Origin of the sequence: Streptosporangium sp. NPDC050855 (assembly GCF_044456585.1) — a bacterium.
GTDB classification, from domain to species: domain Bacteria; phylum Actinomycetota; class Actinomycetes; order Streptosporangiales; family Streptosporangiaceae; genus Streptosporangium; species Streptosporangium longisporum.
Genome location: NZ_JBITFY010000009.1, coordinates 140917 through 156703, shown reverse-complemented (window position 1 = coordinate 156703; position 15787 = coordinate 140917). Strand labels below are relative to the sequence as shown.

Here is a 15787-nt window from a genome sequence, read left to right as displayed (position 1 = left end):
CGCAAAACGCCCAAACCAGCGGCGGTGGGTGGGACCCGTCCCGGCAGCCACAGCCCGGTCCCGCGCAGTCTCCGGCGTCACCGCCCCGGCACCCCGGGGCGTCCCAGGGGGCGGGCACCGACCCCCGGACCGCGATGATGCCCCAGCCCGGCGGCATGCCCTACCCCGGCGGCGCACCCCATGGCGCGCCTCAGGGCGCACCCCGGCCCGGTGGCGCCGTGCCCCGGCAGGAGCAGGCCGTTCACGGCGCGGGCCCCGCGCAGGGACCGGCGGCCGGACCGGGACGGGCCGGGGGCGGTGATCCGCGCCGGAGCGAGACCGACCCCACCGGCCGCCGCACCGCGGCCGCGTTCGAGGACACCCAGTCGATGATGGCCGCGCAGGCGGGCGGCGCCCGCCCCGGGACGGGCGAGGGCGGCGGGCGCAGGCGCCGCGGTCGCGCCGCGGGCGCCGCGGCGACGAGCGCTCCCGGAGGCCCGGCCGCCTCCGGACCGGACGGACCCGGGGGCCCCGGAGGTCCCGGCGGGCACGGCCCCGGGGACGGCGAGGAGGACGCGCCGAAGAAGAAGAGGTGGACGCGCTTCCTGCCCAACTGGAAGATCCTGATGGCCAGCTTCGTGGTCGTCACCGCCGGCGTCTTCGGCATGATCGCGGTCGCCTACGCCGGCACCCCGGTCCCCACCGCCAAGGACAGCGTGAACGACCGGGCCAGCGTGATCTACTACGGCGACAACAAGACCGTGCTGGCCCGCCTGGGCGTCAGGCGCACCCCGGTGGAGATCGGCAAGATCCCGAGGCACGTCCAGGACGCGGTCATCGCGCTGGAGAACCAGAGCTTCCGCACCGACAGCGGCATCGACCCATACGGCATGGCCCGCTCGGTCTGGAGCACCGTCAGCGGAACCCAGCTGCAGGGCGCCTCCACCATCACCCAGCAGATGGCCCGCGCCTACTACGAGGGTCTCAACCAGGAAGTGTCGGTGCAGCGCAAGATCAAGGAGATCTTCGTCGCCGTCAAGATCAGCAAAGAGCTGCCGAAGGACGAGATCCTCGAGCGCTACCTGAACACCATCTACTTCGGCCGCGGCGCGAACGGCATCCAGGCCGCGGCCCGGCAGTTCTTCGACAAGGACGTCGACGAGCTGACCGTGCAGGAGGGCGCCTACCTCGCCGGCCACATCCAGAACCCGAACGCCTTCGACGTCCAGGAGAAGGCCGGGAAGTACGCCGCCACCAAGGAGCGCTACGAGATCGCCCTGCGGAACATGGCGGAGATGGACCCGGCGAAGTACGGCAAGTACGTCGGCAAGCCCTTCGAGGACCTGAAGTTCGCCAAGTACAAGATCAGTCAGCCCTTCAAGGGGCTCCAAGGCTACATGCTCGACATCGTCCTGAGGGAGCTCAAGGCGCGCGGCCTCCCGCGCGAGGAGCTGGAGACCGGCGGTTACAAGGTCTACACGACCTTCGACAAGAAGCTCATGGAGGAGGCGCAGAAGGCGGTGAAGGCCCGCACCTCCGGGCTGGACCCGACCATCCACGCCACGATGGCCTCGGTGAACCCCAAGAACGGCCGGGTGCTCGCCTTCTACAGCGGCGACGACTTCATCAGGTACTCGGTCAACCGCGCGTTCGACACCACCAAGCAGGCGGCGTCGGCCTTCAAGCCCTACGTGCTCGCGGCCTGGTTGGAGAGCGGCAAGTCGCTCAACAGCTACGTCGACGGCAAGCCCACGATCAAGATGCCGGGCACCACCCCGATCAGCAACTCGGGCAACCAGGGATTCGGGCCGATCAACATGGTCAAGGCCATGGCCAGCTCGGTCAACACCGTGTTCGTGCAGATGGGCGAGGCCGTCACCCTCAAGGAGGTGGCGCGGATCGCCACCGAGGCGGGCGTGGGCGAGAGGGCCAAACTGAACCCCGCCTACGGCGGCAAGAACGGCGTCGACTACGCGGTCGAGCAGCAGAAGTACCAGGTCACCATCGGCAGCGCCTCGGTCACCGCGGTCGAGCAGGCCGCCGGGTACTCGATCTTCGCCAACGAGGGCAAGCACGTCGACTGGCACACCGTCGTCAAGGTGATCGCCCCCAACGGCGCGGTCGAGTACCCGGAACTGGCCGTGGAGAAGACGGTGATCACCCCCGAGTCCGCCGCCGACGCGACCGTCGCGCTCCAGGCCGTGGTCAAGAGCGGCACCGGCACCGCCGCGAACATCGGCACCCGCCCGGTGGCCGGCAAGACCGGCACCAACAACGGCTACAAGGACGCCTGGTTCGTCGGGTACACCCCGCAGCTGGTCACCGCGGTCGGCATGGCCAAGGACGTGCCCTACAACAGGGCCGGGACGCGCAGGTACAAGGTCGACAAGTACGGCCTGCCCAGCAAGAAGATCCCCAACGAGAAGATCCTGTGGAAGGAGGAGCCCATGCCCTCCTTCATCGGCGGTGGCGGCACCCCGACCCAGATCTGGCACGACTTCATGCAGGTCGCGACCGCCAAGCACGAGGTCGTGCCGTTCCCGCCGAGGGCCGACTCGGGCATCCAGAACAACTTGGCCACGCCCACGCCGACCCCCACCCCGACGCCGACGACCGAGGAGAACGAGCCGTTCCCCGAGGAGAACGGTGACGAGAACAACTGGCCCGACGGCGGCGACGACGGGACCCAGAACCCCGACGGCGAGTGCCTGCCCTGGGACGGCTCCTGTGACGTCGGCCAGGACGGCGGCGGGGGCGACGGCGGCGGCGGGGACGGCGGCGGCGGGGACGGCGGTGGAGGCGGAGGCGAGGACGACTTCGGGGACCAGCAGCCCGAGGGGGTCTTCGGCCAGAACGGCACCCCCGCCGCGGCGACCGTGCCGGTACCCGCCCAGAACGGCCGGCGGCCCTGATGAAGAACCTCACCTCGCCCCGGAGCGAGCTGCCCGAGTTCGGCGTCCGCGCCCTTCCGTACGTGCCCCTGGCCCTGTTCGCCGGGCTGGGGGCGGTGCTGGCCTGGTTCTGGAAGTGGCCGTGCCGCGTCGGCGGGGCGTGGAACCACGGGACGCTGCAGTTCACGAACTTCTGCTACACCGACATCTATCCCCTGTGGTGGAACGAGAAGCTCAACGAGGGCAAGGTCCCCTACTTCGACTACCCGGTCGAGTACCCCGTCGGCATCGGCGGGATCATGGAGTTCTTCCGCCGGATCGTGAGCTCCATGGGCGATCCCGGGACGGCGTTCTACGACCTCACCGTGGTCCTGATGGCGATCTGCCTGGTCGTCGGCGTGCTGCTGATGGCCACGCTGGCCGGCCCGGCCCGGCGCTGGGACGCCCTCTGGTACGCCCTGGCGCCCGCGCTGATCCTCACCGCGTACATCAACTGGGACCTGGCGGCCAACGCCCTCGCCCTGGGCGCGCTGCTGGCCTGGTCGAAGCGGAGGCAGTGGCTGGCGGGCGTCCTGCTGGGCCTGGCGATCGCCACGAAGTTCTACCCGCTGATGTTCCTCGGCCCGCTCTTCCTGCTCACGCTGCGCACCGGCAGGTGGAAGCCGTTCCTGCAGACGCTCGCCGGCGTCGTGGGCGCCTGGCTCGTGGTCAACGTGCCGATCATGGTCTTCGCCTTCGACGGCTGGAAGCGGTTCTACGTCTTCAGCCAGGAACGCCCGGCCGACTGGGGCTCGATCTGGTACTTCTTCCAGCAGAAGCAGTGGCCGGTCCTGGGCGACGGTGAGCTCCTGGACAAGCTGGGCGTCGTCTCGCTGGCCGCGTTCTGCCTGGCCATCGCGGTGATCTCGCTGTCGGCCAGGACGCGTCCCCGGCTGATGCAGCTCTGCTTCCTCACGCTGGCGGCGTTCATGCTGACCAACAAGGTCTGGTCGCCGCAGTACGTGCTCTGGCTGATCCCCTTCGCGGTCCTGGCCAGGCCGGGCTGGAAGCCGATCGCGCTGTGGCAGCTCGCCGAGTGCTGGTACTTCTTCGCGATCTGGCTCTACCTGGTGGGCATCCAGCCCGGCAACGAGGCCCTGGGCATCGCCGGTGACACGTACTTCACCGCGGTGTGGGGGCGCGTGATCACCATCCTGATCATGATGGGGTTCGTGGTGCGGGACATCCTCGTCCCGGAGGGAGACGTGATCCGCGAGGACGGGAGCGACGACCGGGCGGGCGGCGTCTTCGACGGGGCGCCCGACCGCTTCAGGCTCGCGCTCTCCTAGCGTCGGCGACCCGTGGCCCCGGGCCGTGCCACTCACGGGCCGGGGCCCGCGGGCTGTGCGGCTCACGGGTCGCGGCCCGGGGCTCACCGCCCGCGGCCCAGGGGGGCGGGCGATCCGCCCGGGCCCGTGACGGGCCAGGTGATCCTTCCGATGGCCGCCGGGGCTGGCAGCGAGACCGGGTGATCCGCGACAATTCCACCTTGTGACCACTCCTGCCGAGGTGACCACCCCCGTCGAGCCCCCGCGCGACACCGCGACGGAGGGGCTGCTGCTCTGGCTGGCCTCCCGCGTGGGGATCATCGCCCTGGTCGTCGTCGGGACGCAGGCGATGATGGAGGGGGACGCCGTCCCGCGACCCTTCCTGGAGCGCTGGCGCAACTGGGACGCCAACCTCCTCGTCACCATCGCCGAGCACGGCTACGACGGCGTTCCGGGCGCCGAACCCGACAGGGGACTGCCCGCCTTCTTCCCGGGGATGCCCCTGATGCTCCGCGCGGTGCACCTGCTGGTGGGCGACTGGACGGTCGCCGGGCTGCTGATCTCGTTCGCGGCCGGGGCGGTCGCGATGATGGCGCTGGCCAGGCTGGCCGAGTTCGAGGGGCGCCCCGGGACCGGGTGGCGCGCGGTGCTGGCGCTGCTGCTCTGGCCGATGGCGGTGTTCCTGTTCGCGGGCTACAGCGAGTCGCTCTTCCTGGCCTTCGCCCTGCCGGCCTGGCTCGCGGCGCGCCAGGGCCGCTGGCCGCTGGCCGCCGTCCTGGCCGCGGGCGCCTCCTGCGCGCGCATCACCGGCCTGTTCCTGGCCTGCGCGCTGATCGTGGAGTTCTTCGCCCGGCGGCAGCCCGTACGGCGGGCCGGGTGGCTGCTGCTCCCGTTCGTGCCGCTGGCCCTGTACTCCGCCTACCAGTACTCCCGTACCGGCGACTGGCTGGCCTGGAAGACCGCGCAGGAGGCCGGCTGGGGACGGCACATGGTCTGGCCCTGGGAATCGCTGATGACGACGTGGAACGCGGCCATGGGCGAGGGCAGGGTCGCCTGGGCGTTCCGGCTGGAGATCGCCGGGGCGCTCGTCGGGATCGTGCTCGTGCTGGTCCTGCTCCTGATGCGCAGGTGGAGCGAGTTCGTGTACGTGGGGCTCCAGGTGGGCGCCCTGCTCTGCTCCGCCTACTACCTGTCGGTCCCGCGCTCGGCGCTGCTGTGGTGGCCGCTCTTCATCCTGATCGCCAGGGCGGGCAACGGCCCGGCGCCGTGGAGAAAATGGGTCATCGTCGTCTACGCCCTGCTGGTGGGGCCGCTGATGGCCCTCAACACCCTGATCTTCGTCGACGGTGCCTGGGTGGGCTGACCTGGGGCGGAGCGGCGCGGCCGGAACCCTTACCCATTCGTGGGGAGAAGTAATCCCATGAAGTTATCCACAGGCTGTGGATCGTCCGCCGCGCCGTCCACGCGTCCGTCTACAGTTTCGACCTGAGGAAGGCGATGTCCTGGGCCTGGCCGTCGGCCGGAGTCTCCACCACGATCGGCGCGCCGGCGGCCCGGCACACCCCCAGGATCAGCTCTGGGTCGATCGTGCCCGCGCCCAGGCTCGCGTGCCGGTCGGCTCCCGAGTCGAAGGCGTCCCGCGAGTCGTTGCAGTGGATCAGGTCGATGCGGCCGGTGATCGCCATGATCCGCTCGACCACGTCCGCCAGGTCCTCCCCGCCCGCGTGGGCATGGCAGGTGTCGAGACAGAAGCCCACGTCGAAGCCGTCCAGCGCGTCCCAGAGCCGGCTGATGCGCTCCAGTTTGCGTGCCATCGCGTTGCCGCCGCCGGCGGTGTTCTCGATGAGCACCGGGACGTCGTGCCCCTCCAGGCGCTCGAACACCTTGCGCCAGTTGTCGAAGCCCGTCTGCGGGTCGTCACCGGCCCCGACGTGCCCGCCGTGCACGATCAGCCCGCGCGCGCCCAGCTCGGCCGCGGCCGCCAGGTGCGCGCCGAGCAGCTTGCGGCTGGGGATGCGGACCCGGTTGTTGGCGGTCGCGACGTTGATCACGTACGGGGCGTGCACGTAGACCGCCACGTCCGAGTCCTTGATCTGCCTGGTCCCCTCGCCGATGACCGGGCCCTTCCAGCCCTGCGGGTCGCCGAGGAAGAACTGCACGACCTCGGCGCCTCGCGCCCTGGCGTGCGCCAGCGGATCGTCTTGATCGACATGAGCTCCGATAAGCGGCATGTATCCGAGAGTAGCCGTTTCAACGCCCGGGGCCGGGGCAGTCGCAGGGCGCGCCCCACCGCCCGCCCCCACGGGCCAGAACGAGGAGTTCACATGGCTTACCGTCGCCGAGGGATCAGTCTCGTCTTCCTCATCTACGTCCTGATCGGCCTGTACGTCGCCTGGGTGTACGACTACATCACGCCCGCCCTGCTCAAGGACATCGCCGAGGCACTGCTCGCGATCCTCCTGTGGTTCCTGGTGCTGCTGGGCGTGGACCTGCACCTGGGCACCTGACCGACCGATCGCCGGTGTGGCCTCGGCCGCCGTCGGGGCGTCACGGGAGGAAGCCCCCGTGGTGGACGCCGAAGGCCACACCGACGAACGAGGCGACGATTCCCACGATGTTCAGCGCGCGCTCCGGCCTGGTCGCCGAGACGTACTGCGAGTACAGCCCCACGCCGAACCCCAGCGCCCCCGCCCACGAGGCGAGGACGTGCATGGCCGGGAGGAACCCGGCCGCGAAGGCGGCCAGCCCGCACACGACCGTGACGACGCTGAGCGCGTTCTCCACGGTGTGCGGCCGTCCGTCGCTGTTCAGGGTGAACCGGAAGCGCCCCTGCCGGGCGGGACCGAACACATGAGGCATGGTCATCGCCTCCTCTTTCTCACCCCGGGACGTGCCCGGCGAGGCGACGGGCCAACCCCCGCCGGACTGGTAGGCTGACACGGCTACGTCGAACGGGTGTGTTATCGCCCACCCTCCACCCCGGACGCCGAAATGGGCGCCAGGGGTGCGGTACGTCAGCGTCCTCCTGTCACGACACCGTGTCGTGACCGCAACAGTCCAGAGGAGGTTGGAAGTCAGCATGCGCCGTTACGAAGTGATGGTCATCCTTGACCCCTCGCTCGATGAGCGTACGGTCGCCCCTTCCCTCGACCAGTTCCTCACGGTCGTCCGCAACGACGGCGGAACCGTGGAGAAGGTCGACGTGTGGGGCCGCCGCAGGCTCTCCTACGACATCGCGAAGAAGCCCGAGGGCATCTACGCCGTCATCGACCTGAGCGCCGAGCCGGCCACCGTCAAGGAGCTCGACCGGCAGATGAACCTCAACGAGGGAATCCTGCGGACCAAGGTCCTGCGCCCGGACGTGCACTAAACCCCGGCTTTTGTCGGACGGCAGCCGTACTCTGAGCCGATAACCAGCGAAGGCCGCAGGAAGGGCAGCGCTAGCCATGGCAGCAGGCGACACCACGATCACCATCGTCGGCAACCTCGTCGACGATCCCGAGCTGCGCTTCACCCCAACGGGGCAAGCGGTGGCCCGGTTCCGCATCGCGTCCACTCCGAGGTTCCTCGACAAGACGACCAACGAGTGGAAGGACGGCGAAGGCCTGTTCCTGACCTGCAACGTGTGGCGGCAGGCGGCGGAGAACGTCGCCGAGAGCCTGCAGCGCGGCATGCGGGTCATCGTCCAGGGACGGCTGCGCCAGAGGTCTTACGAGACCAAGGAAGGCGAGAAGCGCACCGTCTACGAGGTGGAGGTCGACGAGGTCGGCCCCTCCCTGAGGAACGCGACCGCCAAGGTCAACAAGACCGCCCGTCAGGGCGGTGGCGGTGGCGGCGGTTTCGGCGGCGGCCCGGCCAACGACCCGTGGGCCTCCGCGGCGCCCGCCGCACCGCAAGGTGGCGGCTTCGGCGGCGGCGGTGGCAACAACTACGGGGGCGGCGGCCAGCAGCAGGGCGGCCAGCAGGGTGGCGGCGGCTTCGGCGGCGGCGACTTCAGCGACGAACCGCCCTTCTAGCCAGACTCCTGCGGGGCGGCCCCGATCGCGCCCCGCACCCCGGTCCATATCCGCAGCGACCATTCCCGCCTGAAGGCGGGGCTCTGAAAGGAGCACCACGATGGCCAAGCCGGCATTGCGCAAGCCCAAGAAGAAGGTTTGCCTGTTCTGCCACGACAAGATCTCCTACGTCGACTACAAGGACACGGGGCTGCTTCGGAAGTTCATCTCCGACCGCGGCAAGATCCGTGCCCGCCGGGTGACGGGCAACTGCACCCAGCACCAGCGTGACGTGGCGACCGCTATCAAGAACGCTCGTGAGATGGCGCTCCTGCCGTACATGAGCACCGCGCGTTAAGGGAGGTCGGACAGATGAAGCTCATTCTCACCAGTGAGGTCACCGGCCTCGGCACGCCCGGTGACATCGTCGAGGTCAAGAGCGGCTACGGCCGCAACTACCTGCTCCCCCGCGGCTTCGCGATCCTGTGGACGCGCGGCGGCGAGAAGCAGATCGCCTCGATCAAGAAGGCTCGTGACGCCCGCGAGATCCGCGACCTCGGCACCGCCAAGGAGGTCGCGGGCCAGCTCCAGGCCCTCAAGGTGCAGCTGAAGACGAAGGCCGGCGAGTCCGGCCGTCTGTTCGGCTCCATCACCACGGGCGACGTCGCCGAGGCCGTCAAGGCCGCCGGTGGCCCCCTGCTCGACCGCCGCCGCATCGAGATCGCTCCCGCGATCAAGAGCCTCGGCACCCACCGGGTCAGCGTCAAGCTGCACCCGGAGGTCTCCGCCTCCCTCGACGTCGAGGTCGTCGCGGCCTGACCTGCCTTACCTGACACGGGCCCTCTTCCCCGACGGGGAGAGGGCCCGTGCCCGTTCCTGGACCGCCCGTGCCCGTTCCTGGACCGCCCGTGCCCGTTCCTGGACCGCCCGTGCCCGTTCCTGGACCGCCCGTGCCCGTTCCTGGAAAGCCGTGTCCTTTCGTGGATCGCCCGTGCCGTCCAGAACCGCCATGTTCCTGTCCGGGACCGTCCATGCCGTTCGAAGGCCGCGCCGTGTCCTTCGCGGGAGCGCTCCGCCACCTCCGGTGCACCCCTGTCGTCCCAGGTCATCGCGGATACGTACAATTCGGGGGTCGCTGATTCATCTGGAGGTCATGTCATGGTCCGTCCCTCGACGCTGTTCGCCCTCGGCGCCCTCGCGGCGGCCGTGGTGGGCTGTGCGCCGGCCTCGGAAACGACCCAGGCGAGCCCCTCGGCCCAGAGTGCCACCGGGACGGCCTCACCCGGGACCGGAGCCGGAGCGTGCGCCAAGGAGAGCCTGCCGCTGAAGACCCCCGGCAAGCTGACCATCGGCACCGACAAGCCCGCCTACGAGCCGTGGTTCGCCGACGACGACCCGTCCAACGGCAAGGGGTTCGAGAGCGCGGTGGCCTACGCCATCGCGGACCGGCTGGGCTTCGCCGCCGGTGACGTCACCTGGGCGACGGTGAAGTTCGACTCCGCGTTCGCCCCCGGCGCCAAGCAGTTCGACTTCGACCTCAACCAGGTCTCGGTGACCCCCGACCGGGCCAAGGTGGTCGACTTCAGCAAGGGCTACTACACGGTCAAGCAGGCCGTGGTCGCGCTGGACGGCTCCAAGGTCGCCTCCGCCACCGACCTGGCGGGCCTGAAGGACGCCAAGATCGGTGTTCAGGTCGGCACCACCTCGCTGCAGGCGGTCAAGGACGTCATCCGTCCCTCGGCCGACCCCAACGTCTACAACGAGCAGATCGACGCCGTGAACGCGCTGAAGAACAAGCAGGTCGACGCCGTGGTGGTGGACCTGCCCACGGCCTTCTACGTGACCGCGGCCCAGGTCGACAACTCCAGGATCGTCGGTCAGTTCGGCACCGCCTCCGGTGTTCCCGAGGTCTTCGGCGCGGTCTTCGAGAAGGGCAGCCCGCTGGTGGGCTGCGTGGACGGGGCGATCGAGGAGCTGACCACGTCCGGTGAGCTGGCGAAGATCGAGACCCGGTGGCTCGGTTCCGCCGCGGGTGCCCCGGAGCTGAAGTGACGTCACGCCCCCGCACGACCGACGACGTCCGATGAGGAACGACGAACGCCTGCAGGTGCCGGACGGCTGGACCAAGAGCGACCGTCAGATCGAGCGGGAACGGCTGCGCAGGCGGTCGTCGCTGCGCTCCGGCTCCGTCGCGACGGTCTCGACCGTCCTGGTGATCGTCCTGCTCGCCTGGCTCTTCACCACCTCTCCGGGATGGCCGCGGGTACGGGAGACGTTCTTCGACTCCGGCCAGTTCCTGGAGGCGCTGCCGGACGTGCTGAGCGGCTTCCTGCTCAACATCAAGATCTTCCTGATCGCCGAGCCGCTGATCCTCGTCGTGGGGCTGCTGGTCGCGCTGATCCGCAACCTGCAGGCCCCGGTGTTCTTCCCGCTGCGCGCCCTGGCGGTGCTCTACACCGACATCTTCCGCGGGATCCCCACGATCCTGATCATCTACCTCGTGGGGTTCGGCCTGCCCGCGCTCGACCTGCAGGGCACGCCGACGGACCTGGCGACGCTGGGCATCATCGCGCTCACCCTCTCCTACGGCGCGTACGTGGCGGAGGTCTTCCGGGCCGGCATCGAGTCGGTGCACCCCAGCCAGCGCGCCGCCGCCCGTTCCCTGGGGCTGAGCCACGGCCAGACCATGCGTTACGTGGTGGTGCCGCAGGCGGCGCGACGGGTGGTGCCGCCGCTGCTCAACGACTTCGTCTCGCTGCAGAAGGACACCGCGCTCGTCGCCACCATCGGCCCGCTGGAGGCGCTGCGGCAGGCGCAGATCCACGCGGCCAGCACCTTCAACTACACGCCCTACCTGGTGGCGGCACTGCTGTTCATCCTGCTCACGATCCCGATGGCGCGCTTCACCGACTACCTGGCGGCGCGTTCGCAGCGGCGGCGGAGCCAGTGAGCGGGCGGATCGGCGGCCAGGGCGGTCACGGTGCTCAGGGCGGTCAGGGCGGTCAGGGCGGTCACGGCCGGGTGTGCCGCCCGGTGACGGCGGAGGAGGGGTCATGAGCCTGCTGAGCGTCGAGGGCCTGTGGAAGAACTACCGCGGTCACAGCGTGCTGCGCGGCATCGACCTGAAGGTCGAACCGCACGAGGTGGTCTGCCTGATCGGGGCGTCCGGATCGGGCAAGTCCACGCTGTTGCGCTGCGTGAACCTGCTGGAGACCGTCGACGACGGCACGATCCTCCTGGACGGCGAGGAGATCACCGACGCCCGGGCCGACCCGGACGAGGTGCGCAAGCGGATGGGCATCGTCTTCCAGGCGTTCAACCTGTTCCCGCACATGACCGTGCTGGACAACATCACCCTGTCGCCCCGCAAGGTGCACCGCGTGGGCAGGCGGGAGGCCGAGCGGCAGGCCAGGGAACTGCTGGACAGGTTCGGCCTGGCGGACAAGGCGGGCGCCTACCCCGACCAGCTCTCCGGCGGCCAGCAGCAGCGCGCCGCCATCATCCGGGCCCTGGCCACCAGGCCTCGGCTGATGCTGCTGGACGAGGTCACCTCGGCGCTGGACCCGGCGCTGGTCAGGGAGGTGCTGGAGATCATCAGGGAGCTCAAGGCGGGCGGGATGACCATGATCCTGACCACCCACGAGATGGGCTTCTGCCGCGAGATCGCCGACACCGTCTGTTTCCTGGACGGTGGCGTGCTGCTGGAGCGCGGCACTCCCGAGCAGATCTTCACCGCTCCCCGGCAGGCCCGCACCAGGGAGTTCGTGCAGACGGTGCTCGAGGCCGGGCGCATGTGAGCCGCCCGGCGTCCCTGTGCCGCCGGGCGCCCTGCCGCCCTCGTACCCTTTCGTGCCTGTGCGGGGGCCGCGCGGGGTGCACGGACTGAGGAAAGGGCCCGCCGAGGGCCCACGAGGGCCCCCTCCCGGGGAGAGGGAGCCCTCTGCGCTGCATCAGCCTTCTGCGCCGCGTCAGCGGCGGTGCCTGCCCCGGGAACCGCCGGGCGGTCCGTAGGGTCCGGGAGGCCCGTAGGGGCCCGGCGATCCGTACGGACCAGGGGGCGTGGGAGGACCCGAAGGCCCCGAAGGTCCGTAGGGTCCCGGACCACCGGGCTGGGGGTAGGGGCCGGAACCCCCGGGCGGTCCGTAGGGTCCGGGCGGTCCGTACGGACCGGGAGACCCGTAGGGCCCGGGTCCGCCGGGGCCGGAGCGATCGGACGGGCCGGGAGGGTCGAAGGGTCCCCGGCGGGAGCGGTCATCGGGCGGCTCGGGCGGCGCGGGCGGTGTCTGCGACAGCTCGGCCAGCACGCTGTTGCGCCTGCCGTACACCAGGTAGACCAGCACGCCGAAGGCCATCCAGATGATGTAGTACAGCCAGGTGATGAGCTGGAGGTTCACCATCAGCCACAGGCAGGCGAGGATCGAGGCGATCGGCACGCCCGGGGAGAGCGGCGTGCGGAACCCGCGGGGCAGGTCCGGCATCGTCCTGCGCATCCTGAGCACCCCCGCGGCCACCGCGATGAACACGAACAGGGCGCCGATCACGACCAGCGGTTCGAGGGTGAGCACGTTCACGAACTGGGCCAGCAGGATCGCCAGGAAGCCGATGATCAGCGTGGCCCGCGTCGGGCTGTGGTAACTGCGGTTGATCTTGGAGAGCGAGCGGGGGATCAGCCCGTCGCGGGCCATGGAGAACAGCACACGGGTCAGGCCGACGAGCAGCACCAGGATCACGGTGGTGAGGCCGAGCACGGCCCCGATGTTGATGATGTGCACCATGAAGCCCTCGCCGGCGCTGCGGAAGGCGTTGGCGAGCGGCGCGTCCTTGTTGATCTCGTCGTACGGGGTCATGCCGACCATCACCACGGCGACCGAGATGTACAGGACCGTGGTGATCACCAGGCTGCGGATGATGCCCTTCGGCATCGAGCGGGGGGCGTCCTCGGCCTCCTCGGCGCCGGTGGCCACGACGTCGAAGCCGATGTAGGCGAAGGTGATGACCGCCGAGGCGGCGAAGATGCCGAACCAGCCGAAGGCGCCCGTCTGGCCGAAGATGATCCCGAGGACCGGGGAGTCCATGGTGTCCGCCGCCTTGGCCGCGGGCGCCGCCGGCACCGGGATGGCCGCGAGGTTGTTCTGGTCGAAGTGCAGGGCACCGACCACGATGACCGCGCCGATGGCGAGCAGCTTGGCCACCACGATGATCCACAGTGCGCGGAGGCCGACGCGGGCGCCCAGGGCCACCACGGCCGTCAGGACCACCAGGATGAACAGCGTGAAGAGGTCGAACCCCTCGGGCTGGCCGACCACCCCGGAGATCAGGTCCGGGAAGGTCACGCCGAAGTCGGTCAGCATCTGGGCGGCGTAGAGCGACCACGCGCGGGCCACCACCGAGGTGGCCAGTAGCAGCTCCATCACCAGGGACCAGCCCACCACCCAGGCCCACACCTCGCCGAAGATGACGTAGGTGAAGGTGTAGGCACTTCCCGAGCTCGGCATGGCCGAGGACAGTTCCGCGAAGCAGAAGGCCACGAGCAGGGTGGTGATTCCGGCGATCATGAAGGAGAGGATCACGCCCGGCCCGGCCATGGACGCCGCCTGACGGCCCGCGAGGCTGAAGATGCCCGCGCCGATCATGACACCGAGGCCGAGGACGATGAGGTCCTTCCTGCGGTAGGCGGTGGGCAGGCCGTGGCGCGCGCCGGTCCACCGGCCGGTGGCATGGCTCGGTGGCATACGGCGGACTATCGACAGGGAAGGACCTTCGGGCACGATGTGACCAATCGTGGTGGGTGAATAACCCATATTGCCGGACTTGTTTCACAGTGCCGTAGGAGAGTTCCGCTGGACAAGGGCTATCCGGTTACGTGGTGGACACCACAGTGTCACGCATGGATCACCCGGCCTGTGGGCACCGGCCGTCACGGACGCATCACCCGCCGATCCGGTCACCGTGAATCGGCCCGCATCCCCTTGTGGAACGGGGAAACCGGGCGACGCTCCCTCCGGTCGGCGGAGTCACGCCCGCCCGGACCCCACCCCGGCACGATTTCCGGCCCGGCTCAGGTCCGGCTTTCGGCCAGAAGTCCGTACGGCGTCCGGCACGGTTCCCGGTCGGCCCGTGCGGTGCCCGGTCAGCCGCCCACCACCAGCCATGCCGTCCCGTACGCCCGGACCGACAGGGTCACCAGCCGGGCGGCCATCCACAGGCCGAGCGCCAGCCAGAGCGCCACCAGGCCACCGCCGCCCAGGTCCACCAGGTACGCGGCGGGCAGGTAGGCGAGCGTCGTCCATATCCCGGCCCAGGCGAGGTAGCGCCGGTCCCCGGCACCGATGAGCACCCCGTCCAGCACGAACACCACCCCGGCGACCGGCTGCAGGGCGGCCACCACCCAGAGCGGGCCGAGCAGGTGTGCCGACACCGCGGGCCCCGCGTCGAACAGGCCGGGCACGAACGGCCGGGCGGCCACCACGGCGAGCCCGAGCACCACGCCCGAGCCGACACCCCAGAGCACCATCCGCCAGGTCGCCCCGCGCACCCCCGCCACGTCGCCCGCGCCCAGGGCGCGGCCGGTGATCGCCTGCCCGGCGATCGCGATGGCGTCCAGGGCGAACGCCAGCAGGGTCCAGATCCTGGCGGCGATCGTGTGCGCCTCGATCTGGTCCTCTCCCATGCGGGTGGCCGCGGCGGCAGCGATGGCCAGCACCAGTTGCAGGCAGGCCGTACGGACGACCAGGGCGATCCCGGCCGAGCCCGCGGCGCGCACGCCCGCCAGGTCGGGACGCAGCGGGGCGCGGTGCCGGACGAGGATCAGGCCGAGATAGACGGCGGCGGCGAGCGACTGGGCCAGTACCGTGCCCCAGGCCGAGCCCGCGATGCCCCAGCCGAGTCCCAGCACGAACAGGACGTTGAGCCCGGCGTTGAGCAGGAAGGCGCCCACCGAGACCAGCAGCGGGGTGGTGGTGTCCTGCATGCCGCGCAACACGCCCGTGCCCGCCAGCACCAGCAGCATGGACGGGACGCCCAGCAGGCTGATCCGCAGATAGGTCACCGCCTGCCGGGCGAGCTCCCCCTCGGCGCCGATCAGCTGGACCAGCCAGGGGGCCAGCGGCCAGACCACCAGGATGATCGCCACTCCGACCCCGGCGGCCAGCCAGAGGCCGTCCACACCCTGCCGCAGGGCACGGCCGGTCTCGCCCGCCCCGATCTGCCGGGCCACCGCCGCGGTCGTGCCGTAGGCCAGGAAGACGCAGAGCCCCACCAGGAAGCTCAGCACCGTGCTCGCCACGCCCAGGGCGCCGAGGGCGGGAGCGGGCAGGCGGCCGACGACGACGGTGTCGGTCAGCAGGAAGAGCGGTTCGGCCACCAGGGCTCCGAACGCGGGCAGCGCGAGCCGCAGGATCTGCCGGTCGTACTCGCGGCCCGGGGACCCCCCGGCCCGGTTCGCGTGTCCGGTGCCACCCGCGGGGCCGTCCTGTCCCGCGGGTTCGTCCCGGCCCGCACGGCCGTCACGGCCCGGGGACCCGTCACGGCCCGCACGGCCGTCGCGGTCCGGGCTCTCGTCACCGTCCGGGCTCTCGTCATCGTCCGGGGGACCGGGACGACTCGGCCGGCCGTC

15 protein-coding genes are annotated in these 15787 nt (G+C 70.5%); 11 read left to right on the top strand and 4 right to left on the bottom strand.

The annotated features are described in order from the left end of the window. Positions 1-218 precede the first annotated feature (218 nt). The 3 genes from ACIBCT_RS19400 to ACIBCT_RS19390 all read left to right on the top strand — a co-directional run bounded on the left by ACIBCT_RS19400 (position 219) and on the right by ACIBCT_RS19390 (position 5540). On the top strand, positions 219-2891 hold the full coding sequence (locus tag ACIBCT_RS19400) for a transglycosylase domain-containing protein (RefSeq protein WP_399190287.1): 2673 nt from the start codon (positions 219-221) through the stop codon (positions 2889-2891). Further along, positions 2891-4198 (top strand): glycosyltransferase family 87 protein, encoded by a 1308-nt coding sequence (locus ACIBCT_RS19395; protein WP_399190286.1) that lies wholly within the window; start codon positions 2891-2893, stop codon positions 4196-4198. Before ACIBCT_RS19400 ends, ACIBCT_RS19395 begins: the two co-directional genes overlap by 1 nt. A 202-nt stretch (positions 4199-4400) precedes the next feature. After that, positions 4401-5540 carry a hypothetical protein gene (locus ACIBCT_RS19390; RefSeq protein ID WP_399190285.1) on the top strand — a complete coding sequence of 380 codons (1140 nt, stop codon included), beginning with the start codon at positions 4401-4403 and terminating at the stop codon, positions 5538-5540. 109 nt (positions 5541-5649) lie between these two features. Here ACIBCT_RS19390 and ACIBCT_RS19385 read toward each other — a convergent pair whose 3' ends face one another. Then, positions 5650-6408, bottom strand: a complete 759-nt coding sequence (locus ACIBCT_RS19385; RefSeq protein WP_399190284.1) for a deoxyribonuclease IV — start codon at positions 6406-6408, stop codon at positions 5650-5652. A 93-nt stretch (positions 6409-6501) separates the two neighbouring features. Here ACIBCT_RS19385 and ACIBCT_RS19380 point away from each other — a divergent pair, with 93 nt between their 5' ends. After that, a complete protein-coding gene (locus ACIBCT_RS19380) occupies positions 6502-6684 on the top strand; it encodes a hypothetical protein (protein ID WP_399190283.1) in 183 nt (60 codons plus the stop codon). Between the two features lie 40 nt (positions 6685-6724). Here ACIBCT_RS19380 and ACIBCT_RS19375 read toward each other — a convergent pair whose 3' ends face one another. Further along, positions 6725-7042, bottom strand: coding sequence for a hypothetical protein (locus ACIBCT_RS19375; protein ID WP_399190282.1), 318 nt, complete (start codon positions 7040-7042; stop codon positions 6725-6727). Positions 7043-7256: 214 nt separating this feature from the next. On the opposite strand from ACIBCT_RS19375, the gene rpsF reads away from it, so the two are divergent. The 7 genes from rpsF to ACIBCT_RS19340 all read left to right on the top strand — a co-directional run bounded on the left by rpsF (position 7257) and on the right by ACIBCT_RS19340 (position 11969). Continuing rightward, positions 7257-7547: a 30S ribosomal protein S6 gene (gene rpsF, locus ACIBCT_RS19370; protein ID WP_030919721.1), complete on the top strand. Its 291-nt coding sequence runs from the start codon at positions 7257-7259 to the stop codon at positions 7545-7547. A gap of 76 nt (positions 7548-7623) precedes the next feature. Next, positions 7624-8193 carry a single-stranded DNA-binding protein gene (locus ACIBCT_RS19365; RefSeq protein WP_399190280.1) on the top strand — a complete coding sequence of 190 codons (570 nt, stop codon included), beginning with the start codon at positions 7624-7626 and terminating at the stop codon, positions 8191-8193. 100 nt (positions 8194-8293) lie between these two features. Continuing rightward, a complete protein-coding gene (rpsR, locus tag ACIBCT_RS19360; protein WP_344892480.1) occupies positions 8294-8530 on the top strand; it encodes a 30S ribosomal protein S18 in 237 nt (78 codons plus the stop codon). A gap of 14 nt (positions 8531-8544) precedes the next feature. Next, positions 8545-8991: a 50S ribosomal protein L9 gene (gene rplI, locus ACIBCT_RS19355; protein WP_399190277.1), complete on the top strand. Its 447-nt coding sequence runs from the start codon at positions 8545-8547 to the stop codon at positions 8989-8991. A 339-nt stretch (positions 8992-9330) separates the two neighbouring features. Continuing rightward, a complete protein-coding gene (locus ACIBCT_RS19350; RefSeq protein ID WP_399190275.1) occupies positions 9331-10224 on the top strand; it encodes an ABC transporter substrate-binding protein in 894 nt (297 codons plus the stop codon). 31 nt (positions 10225-10255) lie between these two features. Further along, a complete protein-coding gene (locus tag ACIBCT_RS19345) occupies positions 10256-11122 on the top strand; it encodes an amino acid ABC transporter permease (protein WP_399190273.1) in 867 nt (288 codons plus the stop codon). 103 nt (positions 11123-11225) lie between these two features. Next, positions 11226-11969: an amino acid ABC transporter ATP-binding protein gene (locus tag ACIBCT_RS19340; RefSeq protein WP_399190271.1), complete on the top strand. Its 744-nt coding sequence runs from the start codon at positions 11226-11228 to the stop codon at positions 11967-11969. A 171-nt stretch (positions 11970-12140) separates the two neighbouring features. Here the strand turns inward: ACIBCT_RS19340 and ACIBCT_RS19335 are convergent, their stop codons facing one another. Together ACIBCT_RS19335 and ACIBCT_RS19330 are read right to left on the bottom strand one after the other, a co-directional pair. Next, the gene (locus ACIBCT_RS19335) at positions 12141-13904 is read right to left on the bottom strand and encodes an APC family permease (RefSeq protein WP_399190269.1); all 1764 of its coding nucleotides are present in this window, start codon (positions 13902-13904) and stop codon (positions 12141-12143) included. Between the two features lie 398 nt (positions 13905-14302). Next, positions 14303-15571, bottom strand: coding sequence for an MATE family efflux transporter (locus tag ACIBCT_RS19330; RefSeq protein WP_399190622.1), 1269 nt, complete (start codon positions 15569-15571; stop codon positions 14303-14305). Positions 15572-15787 lie beyond the last annotated feature (216 nt).